The sequence below is a fragment of the Candidatus Methylomirabilota bacterium genome (assembly GCA_035260325.1).
Lineage (GTDB): Bacteria > Methylomirabilota > Methylomirabilia > Rokubacteriales > CSP1-6 > AR19.
Window position 1 is genome coordinate 1 of sequence record DATFVL010000240.1, and the last position, 19,844, is coordinate 19,844.

Annotated in this window: 23 protein-coding genes and 1 tRNA gene; all 24 read left to right on the forward strand. The window is 71.2% G+C overall.

The window, feature by feature from the left end; translation table 11 throughout:
- Positions 1-520 (forward strand): tetratricopeptide repeat protein (locus VKG64_15065; GenBank protein HKB26356.1); only part of this gene is annotated, 520 nt, incomplete at its 5' end.
- An 18-nt stretch (positions 521-538) separates the two neighbouring features.
- Complete coding sequence (locus VKG64_15070) at positions 539-1,234, forward strand: ComF family protein (GenBank protein HKB26357.1); 696 nt, start codon at positions 539-541, stop codon at positions 1,232-1,234.
- A gap of 66 nt (positions 1,235-1,300) precedes the next feature.
- On the forward strand, positions 1,301-2,305 hold the full coding sequence (gap, locus tag VKG64_15075) for a type I glyceraldehyde-3-phosphate dehydrogenase (protein HKB26358.1): 1,005 nt from the start codon (positions 1,301-1,303) through the stop codon (positions 2,303-2,305).
- A 7-nt stretch (positions 2,306-2,312) separates the two neighbouring features.
- Complete coding sequence (locus VKG64_15080) at positions 2,313-3,494, forward strand: phosphoglycerate kinase (GenBank protein HKB26359.1); 1,182 nt, start codon at positions 2,313-2,315, stop codon at positions 3,492-3,494.
- Positions 3,491-4,270, forward strand: coding sequence for a triose-phosphate isomerase (tpiA, locus tag VKG64_15085; protein ID HKB26360.1), 780 nt, complete (start codon positions 3,491-3,493; stop codon positions 4,268-4,270). Before VKG64_15080 ends, tpiA begins: the two co-directional genes overlap by 4 nt.
- A 4-nt stretch (positions 4,271-4,274) precedes the next feature.
- On the forward strand, positions 4,275-4,619 hold the full coding sequence (secG, locus tag VKG64_15090) for a preprotein translocase subunit SecG (protein HKB26361.1): 345 nt from the start codon (positions 4,275-4,277) through the stop codon (positions 4,617-4,619).
- A 2-nt stretch (positions 4,620-4,621) separates the two neighbouring features.
- Entirely contained in the window at positions 4,622-6,277 is a 1,656-nt protein-coding gene (locus VKG64_15095) for a peptide-binding protein (GenBank protein ID HKB26362.1), read from the forward strand.
- A gap of 28 nt (positions 6,278-6,305) precedes the next feature.
- Positions 6,306-7,301 carry an ABC transporter permease gene (locus VKG64_15100; GenBank protein HKB26363.1) on the forward strand — a complete coding sequence of 332 codons (996 nt, stop codon included), beginning with the start codon at positions 6,306-6,308 and terminating at the stop codon, positions 7,299-7,301.
- Positions 7,302-7,305: 4 nt separating this feature from the next.
- Positions 7,306-8,163, forward strand: a complete 858-nt coding sequence (locus VKG64_15105; protein HKB26364.1) for an ABC transporter permease — start codon at positions 7,306-7,308, stop codon at positions 8,161-8,163.
- 27 nt (positions 8,164-8,190) lie between these two features.
- Positions 8,191-8,275 (forward strand) — tRNA-Leu (locus tag VKG64_15110).
- A gap of 86 nt (positions 8,276-8,361) precedes the next feature.
- Complete coding sequence (gene lipA / locus VKG64_15115) at positions 8,362-9,267, forward strand: lipoyl synthase (protein HKB26365.1); 906 nt, start codon at positions 8,362-8,364, stop codon at positions 9,265-9,267.
- On the forward strand, positions 9,264-9,614 hold the full coding sequence (gene ndhC / locus VKG64_15120; GenBank protein ID HKB26366.1) for an NADH-quinone oxidoreductase subunit A: 351 nt from the start codon (positions 9,264-9,266) through the stop codon (positions 9,612-9,614). Before lipA ends, ndhC begins: the two co-directional genes overlap by 4 nt.
- Positions 9,605-10,063 (forward strand): NADH-quinone oxidoreductase subunit B, encoded by a 459-nt coding sequence (locus VKG64_15125; protein HKB26367.1) that lies wholly within the window; start codon positions 9,605-9,607, stop codon positions 10,061-10,063. Before ndhC ends, VKG64_15125 begins: the two co-directional genes overlap by 10 nt.
- Before the next feature lie 51 nt (positions 10,064-10,114).
- Positions 10,115-10,630 carry an NADH-quinone oxidoreductase subunit C gene (locus VKG64_15130; protein ID HKB26368.1) on the forward strand — a complete coding sequence of 172 codons (516 nt, stop codon included), beginning with the start codon at positions 10,115-10,117 and terminating at the stop codon, positions 10,628-10,630.
- Between the two features lie 7 nt (positions 10,631-10,637).
- A complete protein-coding gene (locus VKG64_15135; protein HKB26369.1) occupies positions 10,638-12,011 on the forward strand; it encodes an NADH-quinone oxidoreductase subunit D in 1,374 nt (457 codons plus the stop codon).
- A complete protein-coding gene (gene nuoE / locus VKG64_15140) occupies positions 12,008-12,490 on the forward strand; it encodes an NADH-quinone oxidoreductase subunit NuoE (GenBank protein ID HKB26370.1) in 483 nt (160 codons plus the stop codon). The genes VKG64_15135 and nuoE overlap by 4 nt, the downstream gene beginning before the upstream one ends.
- Positions 12,487-13,716 carry an NADH-quinone oxidoreductase subunit NuoF gene (nuoF, locus tag VKG64_15145; GenBank protein HKB26371.1) on the forward strand — a complete coding sequence of 410 codons (1,230 nt, stop codon included), beginning with the start codon at positions 12,487-12,489 and terminating at the stop codon, positions 13,714-13,716. The genes nuoE and nuoF overlap by 4 nt, the downstream gene beginning before the upstream one ends.
- The gene (locus VKG64_15150; protein ID HKB26372.1) at positions 13,709-15,346 is read left to right on the forward strand and encodes a molybdopterin-dependent oxidoreductase; all 1,638 of its coding nucleotides are present in this window, start codon (positions 13,709-13,711) and stop codon (positions 15,344-15,346) included. Before nuoF ends, VKG64_15150 begins: the two co-directional genes overlap by 8 nt.
- 61 nt (positions 15,347-15,407) lie before the next feature.
- Positions 15,408-16,502: a complex I subunit 1 family protein gene (locus VKG64_15155; protein ID HKB26373.1), complete on the forward strand. Its 1,095-nt coding sequence runs from the start codon at positions 15,408-15,410 to the stop codon at positions 16,500-16,502.
- On the forward strand, positions 16,499-17,038 hold the full coding sequence (locus VKG64_15160) for an NADH-quinone oxidoreductase subunit I (GenBank protein ID HKB26374.1): 540 nt from the start codon (positions 16,499-16,501) through the stop codon (positions 17,036-17,038). The genes VKG64_15155 and VKG64_15160 overlap by 4 nt, the downstream gene beginning before the upstream one ends.
- A complete protein-coding gene (locus tag VKG64_15165; protein HKB26375.1) occupies positions 17,038-17,529 on the forward strand; it encodes an NADH-quinone oxidoreductase subunit J in 492 nt (163 codons plus the stop codon). Before VKG64_15160 ends, VKG64_15165 begins: the two co-directional genes overlap by 1 nt.
- Complete coding sequence (gene nuoK / locus VKG64_15170; GenBank protein ID HKB26376.1) at positions 17,529-17,831, forward strand: NADH-quinone oxidoreductase subunit NuoK; 303 nt, start codon at positions 17,529-17,531, stop codon at positions 17,829-17,831. Before VKG64_15165 ends, nuoK begins: the two co-directional genes overlap by 1 nt.
- A 12-nt stretch (positions 17,832-17,843) precedes the next feature.
- Positions 17,844-18,851: a pyruvate dehydrogenase (acetyl-transferring) E1 component subunit alpha gene (gene pdhA, locus VKG64_15175; protein HKB26377.1), complete on the forward strand. Its 1,008-nt coding sequence runs from the start codon at positions 17,844-17,846 to the stop codon at positions 18,849-18,851.
- A gap of 1 nt (position 18,852) precedes the next feature.
- Entirely contained in the window at positions 18,853-19,842 is a 990-nt protein-coding gene (locus VKG64_15180) for a pyruvate dehydrogenase complex E1 component subunit beta (GenBank protein HKB26378.1), read from the forward strand.
- Positions 19,843-19,844 lie beyond the last annotated feature (2 nt).

Genomic DNA, 19,844 nt, shown 5'->3' on the forward strand with positions numbered 1-19,844 from the left:
CCGCCACTTCCTGCCCGCGGCCCTGGCGCTCGGCGACGCCCACGAGGCGGTGGGCGAGCGCCGCGAAGCCGTCCGCGCGTGGGAGCGGGCCGCGGAGGTCCAGCCCGCGCTGCCGCTCCTCGCGCGGCTCGAGCGCGCCTACCGCGAGGAGGGGCGCCCGAGCCGGATGATCGCGCTCTACCGCGGGGCGATCGACCGGGCGCCCGACGACCTGTCGCTCGCCGTCGCGCTCGGGCGCGTCTTCTTCGAGCTCGAGATGCTCGACGAGGCCGCCGACGAGCTCGAGAAGGTCGAGGTCCGGGCGCCCGACCTCCCGGCCGTCCACGCCTTCCTGGGCGCGGTGTTCGAGCGGCGCGGCGAGACCCGTGAGGCGTTCGCCGAGTACCGGCGCGCCCTCCAGCTCGCCCAGGGGTTCGACTGGCCGCACCGCTGCGCGGCGTGCGGCGCCACGGCGCCGACCTGGCAAGACCGCTGCCCGCGCTGCCGCCGCTGGAACACGCTGCGCCCCGCGCACCGCTGAGCGGGAGCGTCGCCGCCCGTGAAGACGGTCGCCACCGCCCTCCTGGACCTCGTCTTTCCCGCGCTCTGTCCGGTCTGCCAGACCCGCCTGGGCGCCGGCCGGCGCGATCCCCTCTGCGGGGGATGCTGGGACGCGATCGAGCGCATCGCGCCGCCCTACTGCGACGCGTGCGGCGCGCCGGGGCCGCCGCGCTGCGCGTCCTGCGCCGCGGCGCCGCCCGCGTGGGACTACGCGCGTAGCGCCGCGCGCTACGCCGGCCCGCTGCGCGAAGCGCTCCACGCGTTCAAGTTCGCGGGGCGGCGCGCGCTCGCGCGGCCGCTGGCCGACCTCCTGGTCGAGGAGTGTCTTCCCGCGCTGCCTCCGGGCATCGCCGCGGTCGTCCCGGTGCCGCTCGGGTGGGAGCGCGAGCGGGAGCGTGGCTTCAACCAGGCGCGCCTCCTGGCCGAGCGCGTGGCGGGGCGCCTCGGCGTCCCGCTCCGTCCACGCTGGACGGTCCGGGTGCGCGCGACCCCGCCGCAGAGCGACCTCGCCGCGGCGGAGCGGCGGGCGAACGTCCGGGGGGCGTTCCGCGCGTCGGCCGCGGCCGCCGGGCGGCACGTGCTCGTCGTGGACGACGTCTTCACCACCGGCGCGACGCTCGGCGAGTGCGCGACGGCGCTCCGCGACGCCGGCGCGGCCCGTATCGGGCTCCTGACAGTTGCCCGCGTCCTCTGAGCCACCGTATAATCGGATGACGCTGTCCGGTACTGACGTGCCGCAGCCCCCACAAGGAGCCCTTCGATGAGCATTCGAGTCGGCGTCAACGGATTCGGCCGGATCGGGCGCGTCTTCTTCCGCACCGCCCTCGAGGCGAGCGACATCGAGGTGGTCGGCGTCAACGACCTGGCGGACGCCAAGACGCTCGCGCACCTGCTGAAGCACGACTCGGTCCACGGCACGCTCGCGGCCGACGTGCAGGCGAAGGGCGAGGCGATCTTCGTGAACGGGCGCGAGGTCCGCGTCTGCGCCCAGAAGGATCCGGCGGCGCTGCCGTGGAAGGAGCTCGGGGTGGACGTCGTCGTCGAGTCCACCGGCATCTTCCGCGACACCGCGACCGCCTCGAAGCACCTCCAGGCCGGGGCGAAGAAGGTCGTCATCACGGCCCCGGCGAAGGATCCCGACGCCACGATCGTCCTCGGCGTCAACGAGCAGACCTACGACCCCGTGAAACACCGGATCATCTCGAACGCGTCCTGCACCACGAACTGCCTGGCCACGACGGTGAAGGTGCTGGACGATGCGTTCGGCGTGACGCGCGGCTTCGCCTCGACCGTGCACTCGTACACGAACGACCAGCCCGTGCACGACTTCCCGCACAAGGACCTCCGGCGGGCGCGCGCCGCGGCGGTGAGCATGATCCCGACGACGACGGGGGCGGCGACCGCGGTGGGCCTCGTGCTGCCGAAGCTCAAGGGCAAGCTCGACGGCATCGCGATCCGCGTGCCGACCGCCAACGTCTCCGTGGTGGACCTCGTCGCCGAGCTCGCCAAGCCCGCGACCGTCGCCGCGGTGAACGACGCCTTCCGCGCGGCCGCGGCGGGCCCGCTCCGGGGCATCCTCGACGCCACGGACGAGGAGCTGGTCTCCTGCGACTTCAACGGCAACCCGCACTCGTCCATCGTGGACCTGCCGTCCACGGCGCTCGTCGACGGCAACCTGATCAAGGTCCTCGCCTGGTACGACAACGAGTGGGGGTACTCCAGCCGCGTGCGCGACCTGATCCGGTTCATCGGCAAGACGCTGTAGGCCGGGCTTGCCGAAGCTCACGCTCGAGCAGCTGGACCTCGCGGGCAAGCGCGTCTTCCTCCGCGCCGACCTCAACGTCCCGCTCGCGGAGGGCGGGATCGCGGACGACACCCGGCTCCGGGCGGTGCTTCCTACGATCCGGTACGCGCTGAAGGCCGGCGCCGCGGTCGTCCTCGCCTCCCACCTGGGCCGGCCGAAGGGCCGGGACCCGCGGTACTCGCTGCGGCCCGTCGGCGAGCGCCTCGCGGCGCTCCTGGGCCAGGCGGTCGAGCTTGCCCCCGACTGCGTCGGGCCCGAGACCGCCGCGCGCGCGCGGGCGCTCGCGCCGGGCGACGTCCTGCTCCTGGAGAACCTCCGGTTCCATCCCGGGGAGGAGAAGAACGACGACGCGTTCGCCCGCGAGCTCGCCGCGCTCGCCGACTGCTACGTGAACGACGCGTTCGCCGCCGCGCACCGGGCGCACGCCTCGATCGACGCGATCACGCGCCACCTCCGGCCCGCCGCGGCCGGGCTGCTCATGCGGCGGGAGCTCGACGCGCTCGGCAGGATCCTCGAGGCGCCGGCCCGGCCGCTCGTGGCGATCCTCGGCGGCGCGAAGGTCTCGGACAAGCTCGCGCTCGTCGGCCACCTGCTCGAGCGGGTGGACGCCCTCCTGATCGGCGGCGCCATGGCCTTCACGTTCCTCCAGGCGTTGGGCCACGCGGTGGGGCGCTCGCTCGTCGAGGCCGGCCGCGTCGAGACGGCGCGCGGCGCGCTCGAGACGGCGCGGCGGCGCGGCGTCCGCGTCGGGCTGCCCGTGGACGCGCTCGTCGCCGAGGGCCTCGACAGCCCGTCGGGCCGCGCGGTCGGCGTGCGCGAGATCCCGCCCGACCTCATGGGCCTCGACATCGGCCCGCGCACGGCGGAGGCGTTCGCGGCCGAGCTGCGCACGGCGCGGACGATCGCGTGGAACGGGCCCATGGGCGTCTTCGAGAAGGCGCCGTTCGCCGGCGGCACGCTCGCGGTCGCGCGCGCCGTGGCCGCGGCCCCCGCGTTCTCGGTCGTCGGCGGCGGCGACACGATCGCCGCGGTCGCCCAGGCCGGCGTGGCCGACCGCATCGGCTACGTCTCGACGGCGGGCGGCGCGTTCCTCGAGTACCTCGAGGGGCGGAAGCTCCCGGGCGTCGAGGCGCTGGCGGAGGCCGCGTGAGGACGCCGCTCGTCATCGGCAACTGGAAGATGAACGGCGCCGTCGCGGAGTCGAAGGCGCTCGCCGGCGCGCTCCGCGAGGGCCTCAAGCGCCCGCGCGGCGTGCAGGTGGTCGTCTGCCCGCCGTTCACGGCGCTCGCGGCGGTCGGGGAGATCCTCGCCGGCGGGCCGATCCTCCTCGGCGCGCAGACCTGCCACCACGAGCCGTCGGGCGCCCACACGGGCGAGATCGCGCCGCCGATGCTCGTGGAGCTCGGCTGCCGCTACGTGCTGCTCGGCCACTCCGAGCGCCGGCGGGAGATCGGGGAGTCCGACGAGCTGATCAACAAGAAAGTCCGCGGCGCGCTCGCGCACGGCCTCACGCCGGTGCTCTGCGTCGGCGAGACCGCCGACGAGCGGCGGCAGGGGCTCACGTTCCCGACGGTCGAGGGCCAGCTCCGCGCCGGGCTCGCCGGCCTGGCGCCGGACCAGCTCGACAAGGCCACCCTCGCCTACGAGCCCGTCTGGGCGATCGGCACGGGTGTCAACGCGACCGCCGGCCAGGCGGCCGAGGTGCACGGCTACCTCCGCGGGCTCGTCGCCGAGCTCGCGTCGAAGGAGATCGCGCAGGCGGCCCGGATCCTCTACGGCGGCAGCGTCAACGCCGAGAACGCCGAGGGGCTCGTCGCCGAGGTCGAGATCGACGGCGCGCTCGTCGGGGGCGCCAGCCTGAGCGCGCCGACGTTCATCACGATCGTCAGGAAGGCGGCGCGCGGCGGCGCGGCGTCGAAGGAGTGAGGGAATGCACATCGCGCTGATCGTCGTCCACGTCCTCGCGTGCTTCGCGATCATGGGCATCGTGCTCCTCCAGGCGGGCAAGGGCGCCGACATCGGCTCCGCGTTCGGCGGCGCCGGCACGCAGGCGGTCTTCGGCTCGATGGGGACGCCGACGATCCTCGGGAAGATCACGACCGTGATCGCGATCGTCTTCACGCTGACCTCGTTCAGCCTCGCCCTGATGGGCGGCGAGCGCGGGGGCTCGGTCGTGCGCGAGGCCCCGTCCGCGCCGGCCGCCCCGGCACCGAGCGTCCCGGCCCCGGCCGCGCCGGCCCCCGCGGCGCCCGCGCCGCCCGTAGCGCCGCGCTGAGCGTGAGACCGGCCGCCGCCGTCCCAGCCCTGGCGCTCGCGGTCGCCCTCGCCGTCGCGGCGTGCGGCGGCGAGGCCGACAGCGCCGTCGACCAGGGCGTCGGCCGCCCGGGCGACACGCCCGCCCACGGCGACACCTTCATCGAGGCGCTGACCGGCAACATCTCGGGCCTGATCCCGAACGTGCTGACCGACAGCCCGTCGTTCGAGGTCGGCTCGCTGATCTACAACGGCCTCGTGACGCGCGATCGCGACCTCAACCTCGTGGGCGAGCTCGCGGAGTCATGGAAGTTCAGCCGGGACTGCCTCGACCTCACCCTCACCCTGCGCCGGAACGCGCGCTGGCACGACGGCCGGCCCTTCACCGCCGCGGACGTCATCTTCACGTACGAGACGATGATCAACCCCAAGACGCCGACCGCGTACCGCGAGGACTTCAAGGCGGTCGAGTCCGTCGAGGCGCCGGCCCCGTACACCGTGCACGTCCGCTACAAGCAGCCCTACGCGAAGGCCCTGCAGAGCTGGGGAATCTGGATGCTGCCCCGGCACCTGCTCGAGCCGTACGTGCGCGAGGGCAAGCTTCGCGAGGCGCCCCAGAACCGCACGAGCCCGGTCGGCACGGGCGCGTACCGGTTCCGCGAGTGGAAGCCCGGCGAGAAGGTGGTGCTCGTCGCCAACCCCGACTACTTCGAGGGCCAGCCGTACATCTCGCGCGTCGTGTACCGCATCATCCCGAGCCAGGCGACGATCTTCCTCGAGCTGAAGGCCAGAGGCGTCGACGCGGCGGGGCTCACCGCGCTGCAGTTCAAGCGCCAGACCGAGTACCCCGCCTTCCGCAAGGCGTACCACAAGTACGAGTACCCGGCGAACGCCTATACCTATCTCGGCTTCAACCTGAAGGACCCGCGCTTCGCCGACCGGCGCGTGCGGCAGGCGATCGCGCACGCCATCGACAAGCAGGAGCTGATCGACGGCGTGCTGCTCGGCCTCGGGCGCGACGCCACGGGCCCCTACAAGCCCGGGACGTGGGCCCACAACCCGAACGTCAAGCGTTACCCGCACGACATGGCGAAGGCGCGCGCGCTGCTCGCGGAGGCGGGGTGGAAGGCGAACGACGACGGCGTGCTCGTGGACACGCACGGCCAGCCGTTCGCGTTCGAGCTCCTGACGAACCAGGGGAACGACGAGCGCAAGAAGGTCGCGGAGATCGTCCAGGCCTCGCTGAAAGACCTCGGCATCCACGTGGACATCCGTGTGATCGAGTGGGCGTCCTTCCTCAAGGAGTACATCAAGAAGCGCCGGTTCGACGCGATCATCCTCGGCTGGGGCATCGGGCTCGACCCCGACCAGTACGAGATCTGGCACTCGTCGAAGACCGGGCCGGACGAGCTCAACCACATCTCCTACACGAACCCCGAGGTGGACGCGTTGCTCGAGCAGGGGCGGCGGTCGTGCCGGCAGGCGGAGCGCAAGACGTACTACGACCGGCTCCAGGCGATCCTCGCCGAGGACCAGCCGATCGTGTTCCTCTACTTCCGCGACGCGCTGCCCGTCGTCTCCTCGCGCGTCCGCGGCATCGTGCCGGCGCCGAACGGGATCCGGTACAACTTCAACGAGTGGTATGTGCCGAAGCACCTGCAGCGCTACACGGCGGGGTGACCGCGCGGGTACGATAGAATAACGCGGCATGTTCCGGTACGCGCTCCGGCGTCTCCTCCTGGCGTTCCCCCTCCTGATCGGCATCACCTTCGTCTCCTTCGTCGTGATCCACCTGGCGCCGGGTCGCCCCGGCGAGGTGGTGACGGGCGAGCTGAGCGCCGAGTCGCAGAAGGAGCTGTGGCAGATGCTGGAGAAGGAGTACGGGCTCGACAAGCCGCTCCACGTCCAGTACTGGACCTGGCTCGGCCGGCTCGCCCGGCTCGACTTCGGCCGGTCGTTCTCGCCCGACGCGCGGCCCGTCCTCCAGAAGATCGGCGAGCGGCTCCCGATCACGCTGCTCCTCAACATCATCGAGATGCTGATCATCATTGCGTTCGCCGTCCCGATCGGCGTCCTCTCGGCGACGCGCCAGTACTCGCTGTTCGACAAGGTCACCACGGTCTTCGTCTTCGTCGGCTTCGCGACGCCCGACTTCTGGCTCGCGCTGCTCCTCATGATCCTCTTCGGCGTGCAGCTCGGGTGGCTGCCCATCTCGGGCCTGCGCTCGCTCAACTGGGAGTACCTGTCGTTCTGGCGCCAGCAGTGGGACTTCGCGGGCCACCTCCTCCTGCCGATCGTCGTCGCCACCTTCGGCGGGCTCGCCGGCTTCTCCCGCTACATGCGCCAGTCCATGCTCGAGGTCATCCGGCAGGACTACGTGCAGTCGGCGCGCGCCAAGGGGCTCCCGGAGCGCGTCGTGATCGGCAAGCACGCGCTCCGGAACGCGATGCTCCCGGTCGTGACCGTGCTGGGCCTGTCGCTGCCGGGGCTCATCGGCGGCAGCGTGATCGTGGAGTCCATCTTCGCGATCCCCGGGATGGGCCAGCTCATGGTCCAGGCGGTGTTCGAGCGCGACTACCCGGTGATCATGGGCAACCTCGTCATCGTCTCGACCCTCACGCTGGGCGCCAACCTCCTCGCCGACCTCACCTACAGCCTCGTCGATCCGCGGATCCGCGTCGGCGCGCGCCGGGGTCGACGGTGAGCGCGTGAGGGCGTTCTGGAAGGCGTTCCGCCGCAACCGCCTGGCGCTGGTCGGCGGGGTGGTCGTGGCCTTGCTCGCCGCGCTCGCGATCCTGGCGCCCGCGATCGCGCCGTGGGACGCCAACCGGCCCGACGTGAAGAAGATCCTCGACGCCCCGTCGCAGATCCACCCGCTCGGCACCGACCTGCTCGGCCGTGACGTGCTCTCGCGGATGCTCTACGGCGCGCGCGTGTCGCTCGCCGTGGGCTTCGTCTCCGTCGGCATCGCGTCGCTGATCGGCACCATGCTGGGCGCCGCCGCCGGCTACAACGGCGGCGTCGTGGACGGGGCCATCATGCGGCTCGTGGACCTCATGCTCGTGTTCCCGCGCTTCTTCCTGCTGCTCGCGGTCCTCGCCTTCCTGCGCCCGTCCATCTGGACGATCATGGCGGTCATCGGGCTCACGGGCTGGATGGGGGTCGCGCGCCTCGTGCGCGCCGAGTTTCTCGCGCTGAAGGAGCGCGAGTTCGTCCTCTGGTCGCAGGCGGTCGGCGCGAGCGGCTTCCGGGTCATCTGGCGCCACATCCTGCCGAACGCCATGGCGCCCGTGCTCGTCGCGATGACGCTCGGCATCCCGGCCGCGATCCTGACGGAGTCGGGCCTGTCCTTCCTCGGCCTCGGCGTCCAGCCGCCCCACGCGTCGTGGGGCAACATCCTGAACGAGGGCAAGGACGCGATCGAGATCGGCTGGTGGCTCTCCGTCTACCCCGGGCTCGCGATCCTCGTCACCGTGCTGTCCTACAACCTCCTCGGCGAGGGGATCCGCGACGCGCTCGATCCGCGGCTCCGGCAGAGCGTCGGGCGAATTGCCGCGCGCCGGTAGGCGCGTTATACTCCGCTCTCGTCTCGCGCCGAAGTGGCGGAACTGGCAGACGCGCACGTTTGAGGGGCGTGTGGGGCAACCCGTGGGGGTTCGAGTCCCCCCTTCGGCACCATCTCCTCCCGACCGTCCGGACCCACCTGCAGGCGCCCGTTTCGCTGTGGCATAATGATACGGTTTGAGCGGAAAGAACGACTGCGTATGACGCGCTCCCTCCCGGTCATCCAGCCCGAGAGCCTCCACGAGGGGCGCAAGCCGCCGTGGCTCAAGGTGCGCGCGCCCGGCGGGCCGAACTACATGCGTCTCAAGCACCGCATGCGCGAGTGGAACCTCCACTCCGTCTGCGAGGAGGCGCGCTGCCCCAACATCGGCGAGTGCTGGGAGGAGGCGACCGCGACGTTCATGATCCTGGGCGACGTGTGCACGCGCAACTGCGGCTACTGCGCGATCGCGCATGGCCGGCCCACGTGGGAGGACCGCGAGGAGCCCGAGCGCCTCGGGCGCGCGGTCGGCGAGCTCGGCCTCGAGTACGTGGTGATCACCTCCGTCAACCGCGACGACCTCGCCGACGGCGGCGCGGCCCACTGGGCGGCGACGATCCGCGCGGTCCACCGGCACGCACCGCGCTGCCGGGTCGAGGCGCTGATCCCCGACTTCCAGGGGAGCGGGGCGTCGCTCGCGGCCGTGCTCGAGGCGCGGCCCGAGGTCCTGAACCACAACACGGAAACCGTTCCGAGTCTCTACAAGTACGCGCGTCACGGCGGCCGCTACGAGCGCGTGCTCGAGCTCTTCCGCCGCGCGCGCGCGTGGGCGCCGGCGCTGCCGACGAAGTCGGGGATCATCCTGGGGCTCGGCGAGGAACGGGACGAGCTGGTCGCGACGCTGCGTGATCTCCGCGAGGTCGGCGTCTCGATCGTGACGCTCGGCCAGTACCTGCGGCCCTCGGCGCAGCATCTGCCGGTCGCGCGCTATTACCACCCCGACGAGTTCGCCGAGCTCGCCGCGCTCGGGCGCGCGCTCGGCTTCGCGCACGTGGAGTCGGGCCCGCTCGTGCGCAGCTCGTACCACGCGAAGCGCCAGACGGACGCGGCGGGAGTAGGCGCGTGAGCGCCGTGACGATCCTCATGACCTTCGCCTTCGCCGCGCTCGTCACGGGCGCGCTGCTCGGGATCCCCAAGCTCGTGGCGCCGCGGCGGCTCACGCCGGTGAAGGCCGAGCCGTTCGAGTGCGGCAAGGACCCGATTGCCATCGCCGAGGGGCGCTTCGCGATCAAGTTCTCGACGGTCGCGATCTTCTTCATCCTGATCGACATCGAGCTCCTCTTCATCTGGCCCTGGGCGCTCCTCTACCGGCGGCTCGGCTGGTTCGGGTTCGCCGAGATGATGGTCTTCCTCGCCATCCTCATGCTCGGGTTCCTCTACATCTGGCGCAAGGGAGGGCTCGAGTGGGACTAGGCACGTTCTTCACGTCGAAGATCGACGGGGCCATCGGCTGGGCGCGGAAATACTCGATCTTCCAGTACCCGTTCGTCACCGCGTGCTGCGGCATGGAGTACATGGCGACGGCGTGCTCGCACTACGACATCGACCGCTTCGGCGCGGGGCTCCCGCGCTTCTCGCCGCGCCAGGCGGACGTGCTCTTCGTCGTCGGGACGATCAGCCACAAGATGGCGCCGGTCCTCAAGCGCGTCTACGACCAGATGACCGAGCCGAAGTGGGTCGTCGCGTTCGGCGTGTGCACGTGCACGGGCGGCTTCTACAACAACTACGCGACGGTCCAGGGGATCGACACGCTCATCCCGGTGGACGTCTACATCCCGGGCTGCCCGCCGCGCCCCGAGTCGGTCATCGACGGGCTCATGAAGCTCCAGGACAAGATCGCCGCGCAGGCCCAGAGGTACTAGGGGCGTGGGCGTGCGACGCCGCAGCACGGCCGAGGTGCCGCAGGCACGAGCGTGCGAGGCGAGCCGGTGATGGACGGCGCGGCGATCCTGGATGCGCTCCGGGCGCGGTTCGGCGCCGGCGTGGTCGAGGCGCACGACCACCACGGCGATCACACCGCGGTCGTGACGCGCGACGCGCTGCCCGGCGCGCTCGCGTTCTGCCGCGACCAGCCCGAGCTCGCCTTCGACATGCTGATGGACCTCACCGCGGTCGACTACCTGAAATTCCCCGGGCGCGAGGACGGGCCGCGCTTCGAGGTCGTCTACCATCTCTACTCGGTGGCGCACAACCACCGCGTGCGTATCAAGACGCGGGTGGACGAGGACGACGCGGTCGTGACGAGCGCCGTCCCGCTCTGGCCGATCGCGAACTGGTTCGAGCGCGAGGTGTGGGACATGTTCGGGGTGCGCTTCGCCGGCCACCCGGACCCGCGGCGCCTCCTCATGTACGAGGAGTTCGTCGGTCACCCGCTGCGCAAGGACTACCCGATCGACCGGCGGCAGCCCCTGATCGGTCCCGCGGACTAGGATGGCCATGGCCGAGACGGCGCGTCGCGAGTTCATGCTCGGTGAGGGGAGCGGCACCGGCGGCGGGAGCCAGAACCTGCACGTCGGCATGGGGCCGGCGCACCCGGCGATGCACGGCATCATCCGGATCACGACCGAGCTCGACGGCGAGACCATCGTGCACGCGGACGTCGAGATCGGCTACCTGCACCGCGCGTTCGAGAAGGAGTGTGAAGTCGGCGGCTACAATAACGCCATCCCGTATACCGACCGGCTGAATTACGTCTCGCCGCTGATCAACAACTTCGGCTATGCGTCGGCGATCGAGAAGCTCCTGGGCATCGACGTCACCGAGCGCTGCAAGTACATCCGCGTGATCATGTCGGAGATCTCGCGGATCTCGGACCATCTCACGTGCATCGGCGCCTCGGCGATGGAGCTCGGCGCCTTCACCGTCTTCCTCTACATGATCAAGGCGCGCGAGTTCCTGTGGGAGCTGATCGAGGACGTCACCGGCGCACGGCTCACGATCTCCTACGGCCGCGTCGGCGGCGTGAAGGCCGACCTCCCGGACGGCTTCGCCGAGAAGACGGCGAAGGCGTTCAAGGAGACGCGCGAGGTCCTCGACGAGGTGCATCGCCTCCTGACCGGCAACCGGATCTTCATGGACCGGATGATCGGCGTCGGCGCGCTCTCGCGCGAGGAGACCATCGGGTACGCGATCACCGGCCCGCTCCTCCGCGCGGTCGGCGTGCCCTACGACGTGCGCCGCGCCTCGCCCTACTACGTCTACGACCGGCTCGAGTGGGAGGTCCCGACGCAGAAGGACGGCGACAACTACGCGCGCTACCTCGTGCGCATCGCCGAGATGGAGCAGTCGATGCGCATCGTCGAGCAGGCGCTCGCGCTGATCCCGGGCGGGCCGATCAACGTGGACTTCCAGGGCCGGCCGATCGACCCCGCGGCGTACGTGGACCGCGGCAAGCAGGGGAAGACCGAGGGGCTGCTGCTCGTGCCGATCACGCTGTCGCCCAACCTGCAGGGCTCGGAGCGGCCCGCCTACGATCGCGTCAACGCGCAGGACAAGCGGGTCGTCCTGCCGCCCAAGGAGACGACGTACGGCTCGATCGAGGGCCTGATGAACCACTTCATGCTGATCATGGAGGGGTTCGGGATCCGGCCCCCGCAGGGCGAGGCGTACTTCGCGGTCGAGGGCGCGAACGGCGAGCTCGGCTTCTACGTCGTCTCCGACGGCACCGACCGCCCCTACCGCGTGCGCTGCCGGCCGCCGTGCCTGCCGCCGATGGCCGCGCTCCACCGCATGATCGAGGGCGAGATGATCGCCGATCTCATCCCGACGTTCGGCTCCGTGAACATGATCGGCGGGGAGCTCGACCGGTGAGCGCGTCCACGCTCGTGTTCTCCGAGGCGCAGCTCGCGGAGGTGCGAAGCCTCCAGGCGCTCTACCCGGACCCGCGCGCCGCGCTGTTGCCGGTGCTCCACATGGCCCAGGAGACGTTCGGCTACGTCTCGCTGGAGGTCGAGGAGTACGTCGCGGGCCTCTTCGGCCTCTCGCCGGCCCACGTCCACGAGGTCGTGACCTTCTACACGCTCTACTTCCGGGCCCCGAAGGGCCGCCACGTCGTCGCCGTCTGCCACAACCTCTCCTGCCACCTGGCGGGGGCGAAGAGCATCCTCGAGCACCTCGAGGCGCGGCTCGGCGTCGAGGCCGGCGAGACGACCCCCGACGGCCGCGTGACGCTCCAGGCGGTCGAGTGCCTCTGCGCGTGCGAGCACGCGCCGATGATGCAGGTGGACGACCGCTACGAGCTCGACCTCACGCCCGCGAAGGTGGACCGGATCCTCGAGGGGCTCCGGTGACGGCCGAGAAGATCCTCACGAAGAACTTCGACCGCGCCGACTCGCACACGCTCCGGGCGTACCTCGAGACCGGCGGCTACACCGCCTGGCGGAAGGCGCAGGCGATGGAGCCCGGCGCGATCACCGAGGAGGTCAAGCGCTCGAACCTCCGCGGCCTCGGCGGCGCCGGGTTCCCGACGGGGACCAAGTGGTCGTTCATCCCGAAGAACCACCCGGGCCCGGTCTACCTCGTCATCAACGCCGACGAGGGCGAGCCGGGGACGTTCAAGGACCGCTACCTGCTCGAGCGCGACCCGCACGCGCTGCTCGAGGGCATGCTCATCGCCGCGCGCGCGATCCGCTCGGCGACGGGCTTCGTCTACGTCCGCGGCGAGTACGTGGAGCCCTGGCGGCGCTTCGCGGCCGCCGTCCGGGAGGCGTACGACGCCGGCTATCTGGGGAAGGGCTTCGACGTCGTGGTGCATCGAGGCGCGGGCGCCTACATCTGTGGTGAAGAGACCGGGCTGATCTCGTCGCTGGAGGGCAAGAAGGGCTGGCCGAAGCTCAAGCCGCCGTTCCCGGCGATCAAGGGGGCCTTCGGCGCTCCGACGATCGTGAACAACGTGGAGACGATCTGCCATGTGCCGCCGATCATCGACCGCGGCGCCGCGTGGTTCGCGTCGCTCGGCACCAAGACCCAGGGCGGCACGCGGATGTACTCGGTCTCGGGACGGGTGAAGCGGCCGGGCGTCTACGAGGTGTCGGTGGCGACCACGCTGCGGCAGCTCGTCCACGAGCTGGCCGGCGGTGTCGCCGGCAACGGACGGCTCAAGGCGGTCGTCCCGGGCGGCTCGTCGGCGGCGATCCTGCGCGCCGACGAGATCGACGTGACGCTCGACGTGGACGGCCTCCGGAACGCGGGGAGCATGGCGGGCTCGGCAGGGGTCATCGTGATGGACGAGACCGTGTCCATCCCCGAGGCCCTCATGGTGGTCGCGCGCTTCTACGCCCACGAGTCTTGCGGCCAGTGCACGCCGTGTCGCGAGTCCACCGGCTGGATCTACAAAATGTGCCGGCGGATCGTCGAGGGCCGCGGCGAGAAGGACGACCTCGACAAGATCCTCGACGTGGCCAAGCGCGGCGCCGGCACCACGATCTGCGCCTTCTACGACGGCGCCGTCGGCCCGTATATCTCGTACATCGAGAAGTTCCGCGATGAGTTCGAGGCGCTGATCCCGCATGCCTAAGCTCACGATCAACGGCACGGAGGTCGTGGTCCCCGCGGGGACCAACCTGATCGAGGCGGCGCGCGCCGTCGGCGTCGAGGTCCCGCACTACTGCTACCATCCCGGCCTCTCGATCGCCGGCCAGTGCCGGCTCTGCATGGTGGACATCGAGAAGACGCCGCGCCCGACGATCGCGTGCAACACGCCGGCCGCCGAGGGCATGGCGGTGTGGACCGAGACCGAGCGCGTCAAGGACACGCGCCGGGCGATCATGGAGTTCCACCTGATCAACCACCCGCTCGACTGCCCCGTGTGCGACCAGGCGGGGGAGTGCTGGCTGCAGATCTACTACATGCAGCACGGCCTCTACGACCCGCGGATGACGGACGAGAAGGTGCACAAGCCGAAGGCGGTGCCCCTCGGCCCGCACGTCATCCTGGACGCCGAGCGCTGCATCCTCTGCTCCCGCTGCGTGCGCTTCTGCGACGAGATCACCGGCACGGGCGAGCTCGGCATCTTCCACCGGGGCGACCACTCCGAGATCGGCCTCTTCCCGGGCACGGAGCTCGCCAACGCGTACTCGGCGAACGTCGTGGACATCTGCCCCGTGGGCGCCCTGACCGACCGCGACTTCCGCTTCGCCGTGCGGGTCTGGTACCTGGATGTCGCGAAGTCCGTCTGCCCCGGCTGCGCGCGCGGGTGCAACATCGAGGTGCACGTCAACCGCCGGCGCCCGCACCACAACGAGGGCCGGCGCGTCGCGCGGCTCAAGCCGCGCTTCAACGCCGACGTCAACAAGTGGTGGATCTGCGACGCGGGGCGCTACGGGTTCAAGGCCGTGGACGACAAGACGCGGATCGTGGAGCCCTTCCGCCGCGACGGCGGCGCTCCGGCCGACGCGAGCTGGGACGAGGCGATCGCGGCGCTGGCCGGCGCCCTCGGCCGGTGCGCCCCGGACGAGGTCGGCGTCCTCGCCTCGCCCGGGATGGCCAACGAGGACCTCTTCGCGCTCCGCCGCGTGCTCGAGCGCCGCGGCATCCGCCGCGTGGCCTTCCACGTGCCGCCGGCCGCGCCGGGCGACCAGGACGACTTCCTGATCCGCGCGGACAAGAACCCGAACTCGCGCGGGGCCGAGCTCCTGGGCTTCGGCGGTGACGCGGCGGCGATCCTCGGCGCCGCGCGCGCGCGACAGGTGAAGTGCCTCTGGATCTTCGGCCACGACCTCCTCGCCGCCGGCTGGCCCGAGGCCGACGTGCGCGGCGCGCTCAGCGCGGCCGAGACGGTGATCTGGGTCGGCGCGAACGCGAACGGCACGAGCGAGTGCGCCCACTGGGTGCTGCCGGCCGCGGCGTGGGTCGAGCGCGAGGGGACGTGGACGAACTTCGAGGGGCGCGTCCAGCGCTTCCGCCAGGCCGTCGAGCCGCTCGGGCAGGCGCTGCCCGAGTGGGAGATCCTGGGGCGCCTGCTCGAGGCGCTCGGCGCCGGCGCCCGGCCGCCGCGCGCGGAGCGCTGGTTCCGGGAGCTCGCCGCGGCGGTCCCGGCCTTCGCGGGGCTCACCTACCAGTCGCTCGGCGACGCCGGAACGGCGCTGGGCGCATCTGCGGCAGGCCACCCACGGTCCGAGCCGGCCTCACGGACCCCGCTACAATGACGCCACGCGCGCCTCTCTCAGGCCACCCACGATCCGAGCCGGCCTCGCGGACCCCGCTACAATGACCCTCGCCACGGACCTCGGGATCGCCTTCGGCCGCGTGGCCTTCGTGATGCTCTTCGTCCTCAACATGGGCGGGCTCCTCGCCTGGGTCGAACGCAAGCAGTCGGCGATCATGCAGGACCGCATCGGCGCGAACCGGGCGTCGATCCTGGGCTTCCGCGCGCTCGGACTCTTCCACCCGATCGCCGACGCGATCAAGCTCTTGACGAAGGAGGACTTCCGGCCCGCGCGCGCGGACCGGTTCCTGTTCGGGCTGGCGCCGTTCGTCTCGGTCTTCTTCGGGCTGGTGGCGTTCGCCTCGATCCCGTTCGGCGACACGCTGCGCGTCGCGGGACGCGAGATCCCGCTCCAGGCGGTGACGCTGAACGTCGGCGTCCTCTACGTGTTCGCGATGCTCTCGCTCGGCGTGTACGGCGTCATGATGGCGGGCTGGGCCTCGGCGAACAACTACGCGCTCCTCGGCGGCCAGCGCGCGGCCGCCCTCATGATCTCGGCGGAGATCGCGATCGGCGCCTCGATCATGGGCGTGATCATGGTCTACGGCTCGCTCGACCTCCAGGACATCGCGCGCGGGCAGGGGCGCCTCCTCTGGGGGTGGCTCCCGGCCTGGGGCATCGTCACCCAGCCCCTCGGGTTCATCCTGTTCCTGACCGCGGGGATCGCCGCGACCAAGCGGGTGCCCTTCGACACGCCGGAGGGCGAGTCGGAGATCATCGGGTACTTCATCGAGTACAGCGGGATGAAGGCCGGCATGTTCATGATGGCCGATTTCCTCGAGACGGTGGTCGTCGCGGGGCTGACGACCGCGCTCTTCCTCGGCGGCTGGCAGGTGCCTTTCCTCTACGCCGAGGGCTTGCGCCTGCCGTGGGGCTTCGCGTGGACGCTGCCCCACCTGCTCGTCGTCCTCCTGCAGGTCGGCGCGTTCGTCCTGAAGGTCTGCGCCATCATCTTCGTCATGATGCTGATCCGCTGGACCCTGCCGCGGTTCCGCTACGATCAGGCGATGCGCCTCGGGTGGCTCGGCCTCTTCCCCCTCTCCGTCGCCAACATCGTGCTGACGGGGCTCTTGCTCCTCGCCTGGGGGGCCCGGTGAACCTCCGCCAGCGGTTCTACCTCGCGGAGGTCGTCGCGGGCGTGGGGGTCACCGGGGCCCACTTCTTCCGCAACATGGGCCGGCACGTCGCGCACGCGCTCGGCCGGAAGGACGCGCGCGGCGCCGTCACGATCCAGTACCCGGAGGAGCGACGGCCCTACTCGCCGCGCCTCCGCTCGCTCCACCGGCTCGTGCGGCGCGAGGACGGCTCGCCCCGCTGCGTGGCGTGCATGATGTGCGAGACGGTGTGCCCGGCGCGCTGCATCTACATCGTCGCGGCCGAGCACCCGAACCCGGAGATCGAGAAGGTCCCGGCGCGCTTCGATATCGACGTCGGCAAGTGCGTGTTCTGCGGCTACTGCGTCGAGGCGTGCCCGGAGGACGCGATCCGGATGGACACGGGGATCCTCGAGTTCTCCGCGTACAGCCGGGCCGGCATGATCTACACGAAGGACACGCTGCTCGCGCTCGAGCCCGCGGGGCCCGACGGGCGCCCGCGCTCGCCGGTGCCGATCCCGGCGGACCGGACGCCGTGATGGCCCACGTGGCGTTCGTCGTGATCGCCGCGCTCGCGGTCGGCTCGGCGCTCGGGCTCGTGCTCAAGCGCAACGCGATCCACGGCGCGCTCTTCCTCGTCGTGAACCTGGGCTCGGTGGCCGCGTTCTACCTGATGCTCGGCGCCGAGTTCCTCGCGGCGGCGCAGGTCATCGTGTACGCGGGCGCGATCATGGTGCTCTTCGTGTTCGCGATCATGGTCCTGATCCCGGGCAAGGAGGAGACGGGGCCCGACCCGCGGCGCGGCTGGCGCCTCCTGGCGCTCCCCGTCGGCGCGCTGCTCGCCTTCCAGCTCCTCCTGGTCGTCCGCGCGCGCGTCGCCCCGGCGGGGCCCGGCGCGGCCGTGCCGGGGGGCGTCGAGGCGATCGCCCGTCTGCTCTTCACCCAGTACCTGTTGCCCTTCGAGCTCACGTCGGTGCTGCTGCTCGCCGCGATGGTGGGCGTGCTGCTCCTGGCGCGGCGGCGGGCCTGATGGTCCCCGAGTCCTGGTATGTCGCGCTCTCCGCGGTCCTCTTCACGATCGGCGTGGTCGGCGTCGTCGTACGCCGCAACCCCCTCGTGATGTTCATGTCCATCGAGCTCATGCTGAACGCGGCCAACCTGGCCTTCGTGGCCTTCGGCCACCGGGCGGGCACCGCGGACGGCCAGGCCGTGGTGTTCTTCGTGATGGCCGTCGCGGCGGCGGAGGCGGCGGTGGGGCTCGCCATCATCGTCACGATCTTTCGCCTCCGCTCGCGGCTCAGCGTGGACGACCTCAGCCTGATGCGCTGGTAGCGGGAGGGAGAGATGGCCAAGACGATGCCGCAGGCGAAGGCGACCGGGGCGTCGCCCGACCCGGCGCTGGCGAAGAAGCTCCTGAGCCAGATGCTCCTCATCCGCCGCTTCGAGGAGAAGGCGGCCGAGGCCTACGCGCTCGGCAAGATCGGGGGCTTCCTGCACCTCTACATCGGCGAGGAGGCGGTCGCGGTGGGGGCGACCTCGGTCCTCCGCCCCGACGACTACGTCATCTCGGCGTACCGCGAGCACGGCCACTGCCTGGCGAAGGGCGCCGACCCGAAGCGGATGATGGCCGAGCTGTTCGGGCGCCGCGACGGCCTCTCGAAGGGCAAGGGCGGCTCGATGCACCTCTTCGACAAGAGCGTGAACTTCCTCGGCGGCCACGCGATCGTCGGCGCGCACCTGCCCGTCGCGGCCGGTGTCGCCTTCGCGATCAAGTACGAGGAGCGCGACCAGGTGATCGTGTGCTACTTCGGTGACGGCGCGGTGCCGCAGGGCGAGTTCCACGAGTCCCTGAACCTGGCCGCGCTGTGGAAGCTGCCCGTCGTCTACCTGTGCGAGAACAACCGCTACGCGATGGGCACCTCGATCGAGCGGGCGCTCGCGCAGACGCAGATCTGGAAGTTCGGCGAGACGTACGGGATCCCGGCCGAGAAGGTGGACGGGATGGACGTGCTCGCCGTGCGCGAGGTCGTCGCGCGCGCCGTCGAGCGCGCGCGCCGCGACAAGACGCCGTCGCTCATCGAGGCCGATACCTACCGCTTCCGGGGCCACTCGATGCGCGACCCGGCGGGCGCGGTGTACCGGACGAAGGAGGAGGTCGAGCGCGAGAAGGAGCGCGACCCGATCACCCTCTTCCGCGAGCGGGTGCTCCGGAGCGGCGCCCTGTCGGAGGCGGACGTCCGGGCGATCGAGAAGGACGTCAACGACCGGATGGACGAGGCGGTGGCGTTCGCCGACGCCTCGCCCGAGCCGCCCGCCGAGTGGCTGTTCACCGACATCTACAAGGAGGCGTGAGATGGCGGTGACGACGTACCGCGAGGCCCTGAACCAGGCGCTGCGCGAGGAAATGCGCCGCGACCCGCGCGTGTTCCTGATCGGCGAGGAGGTCGGGCTCTACGACGGCGCCTACAAGGTCACGCAGGGGCTGCTCAAGGAGTTCGGGCCCAAGCGCGTCGTGGACACGCCCATCTGCGAGTCGGGGTTCACCGGCGTCGGCATCGGCGCCGCGATGGTGGGGCTCCGCCCCGTCGTCGAGATGATGACGTTCAACTTCTCCCTCGTGGCGATCGACCAGATCGTCAACACGGCGGCGAAGCTCCACTACATGTCGGGCGGCCAGTTCAGCGTGCCCATGGTGATCCGCGGCCCCGGCGGGCCGGCGTCGCAGCTCGCCGCGCAGCACTCGCAGTCGATGGAGACGTACTTCTACCACGTGCCCGGGCTGAAGGTCGTGCGCCCGACGACGCCGGCGGACGCCAAGGGGCTGCTGAAATCGGCGATCCGCGACGACAACCCGGTCATCTTCATCGAGGCCGAGACGCTCTACAACGTGAAGGGCGAGGTGCCCGACGACCCGGACTTCCTGATCCCGCTCGGTCAGGCGATCGTCCGCCGCGAGGGGACCGACGTGACCGTCATCGCCTACATGGGCATGATGTACCGGGCGCTCGAGGCGGCCGAGGAGCTCGCGAAGGAGGGCATCTCCGTCGAGCTCGTCGATCCCCGCACGCTGCGTCCCATGGACACCGAGACGATCGTCGGCTCCGTGCGGAAGACCCACCGCGCCGTCGTCGTGGAGGCGGGCGCGGGCTTCGCCGGCATGGGCTCGGAGATCGCGTCGTCCATCACCGAGCAGGCCTTCGACGACCTCGACGCGCCCGTCGAGCGCGTCACCGGCGCGAACGCGCCGATGCCCTACGCGAAGAACCTCGAGAAGCTCAAGACGCCGACGAAGGAGCGGATCCTCGCCGCGATCCGCCGCGTCTGCAACGCGAACGGGGGCTGAGC

Excerpts from the sequence above, each read along its gene's own strand:
- VKG64_15180 (HKB26378.1), top strand. The coding sequence starts at position 18,853 with ATGGCGGTGACGACGTACCGCGAGGCCCTGAACCAGGCGCTGCGCGAG.
- nuoK (HKB26376.1), top strand. The coding sequence starts at position 17,529 with ATGGTCCCCGAGTCCTGGTATGTCGCGCTCTCCGCGGTCCTCTTCACG.
- VKG64_15165 (HKB26375.1), top strand. The coding sequence starts at position 17,038 with ATGGCCCACGTGGCGTTCGTCGTGATCGCCGCGCTCGCGGTCGGCTCG.
- VKG64_15150 (HKB26372.1), top strand. The coding sequence starts at position 13,709 with ATGCCTAAGCTCACGATCAACGGCACGGAGGTCGTGGTCCCCGCGGGG.
- secG (HKB26361.1), top strand. The coding sequence starts at position 4,275 with ATGCACATCGCGCTGATCGTCGTCCACGTCCTCGCGTGCTTCGCGATC.
- lipA (HKB26365.1), top strand. The coding sequence starts at position 8,362 with ATGACGCGCTCCCTCCCGGTCATCCAGCCCGAGAGCCTCCACGAGGGG.
- gap (HKB26358.1), top strand. The coding sequence starts at position 1,301 with ATGAGCATTCGAGTCGGCGTCAACGGATTCGGCCGGATCGGGCGCGTC.
- VKG64_15135 (HKB26369.1), top strand. The coding sequence starts at position 10,638 with ATGGCCGAGACGGCGCGTCGCGAGTTCATGCTCGGTGAGGGGAGCGGC.
- VKG64_15100 (HKB26363.1), top strand. The coding sequence starts at position 6,306 with ATGTTCCGGTACGCGCTCCGGCGTCTCCTCCTGGCGTTCCCCCTCCTG.
- pdhA (HKB26377.1), top strand. The coding sequence starts at position 17,844 with ATGGCCAAGACGATGCCGCAGGCGAAGGCGACCGGGGCGTCGCCCGAC.
- VKG64_15155 (HKB26373.1), top strand. The coding sequence starts at position 15,408 with ATGACCCTCGCCACGGACCTCGGGATCGCCTTCGGCCGCGTGGCCTTC.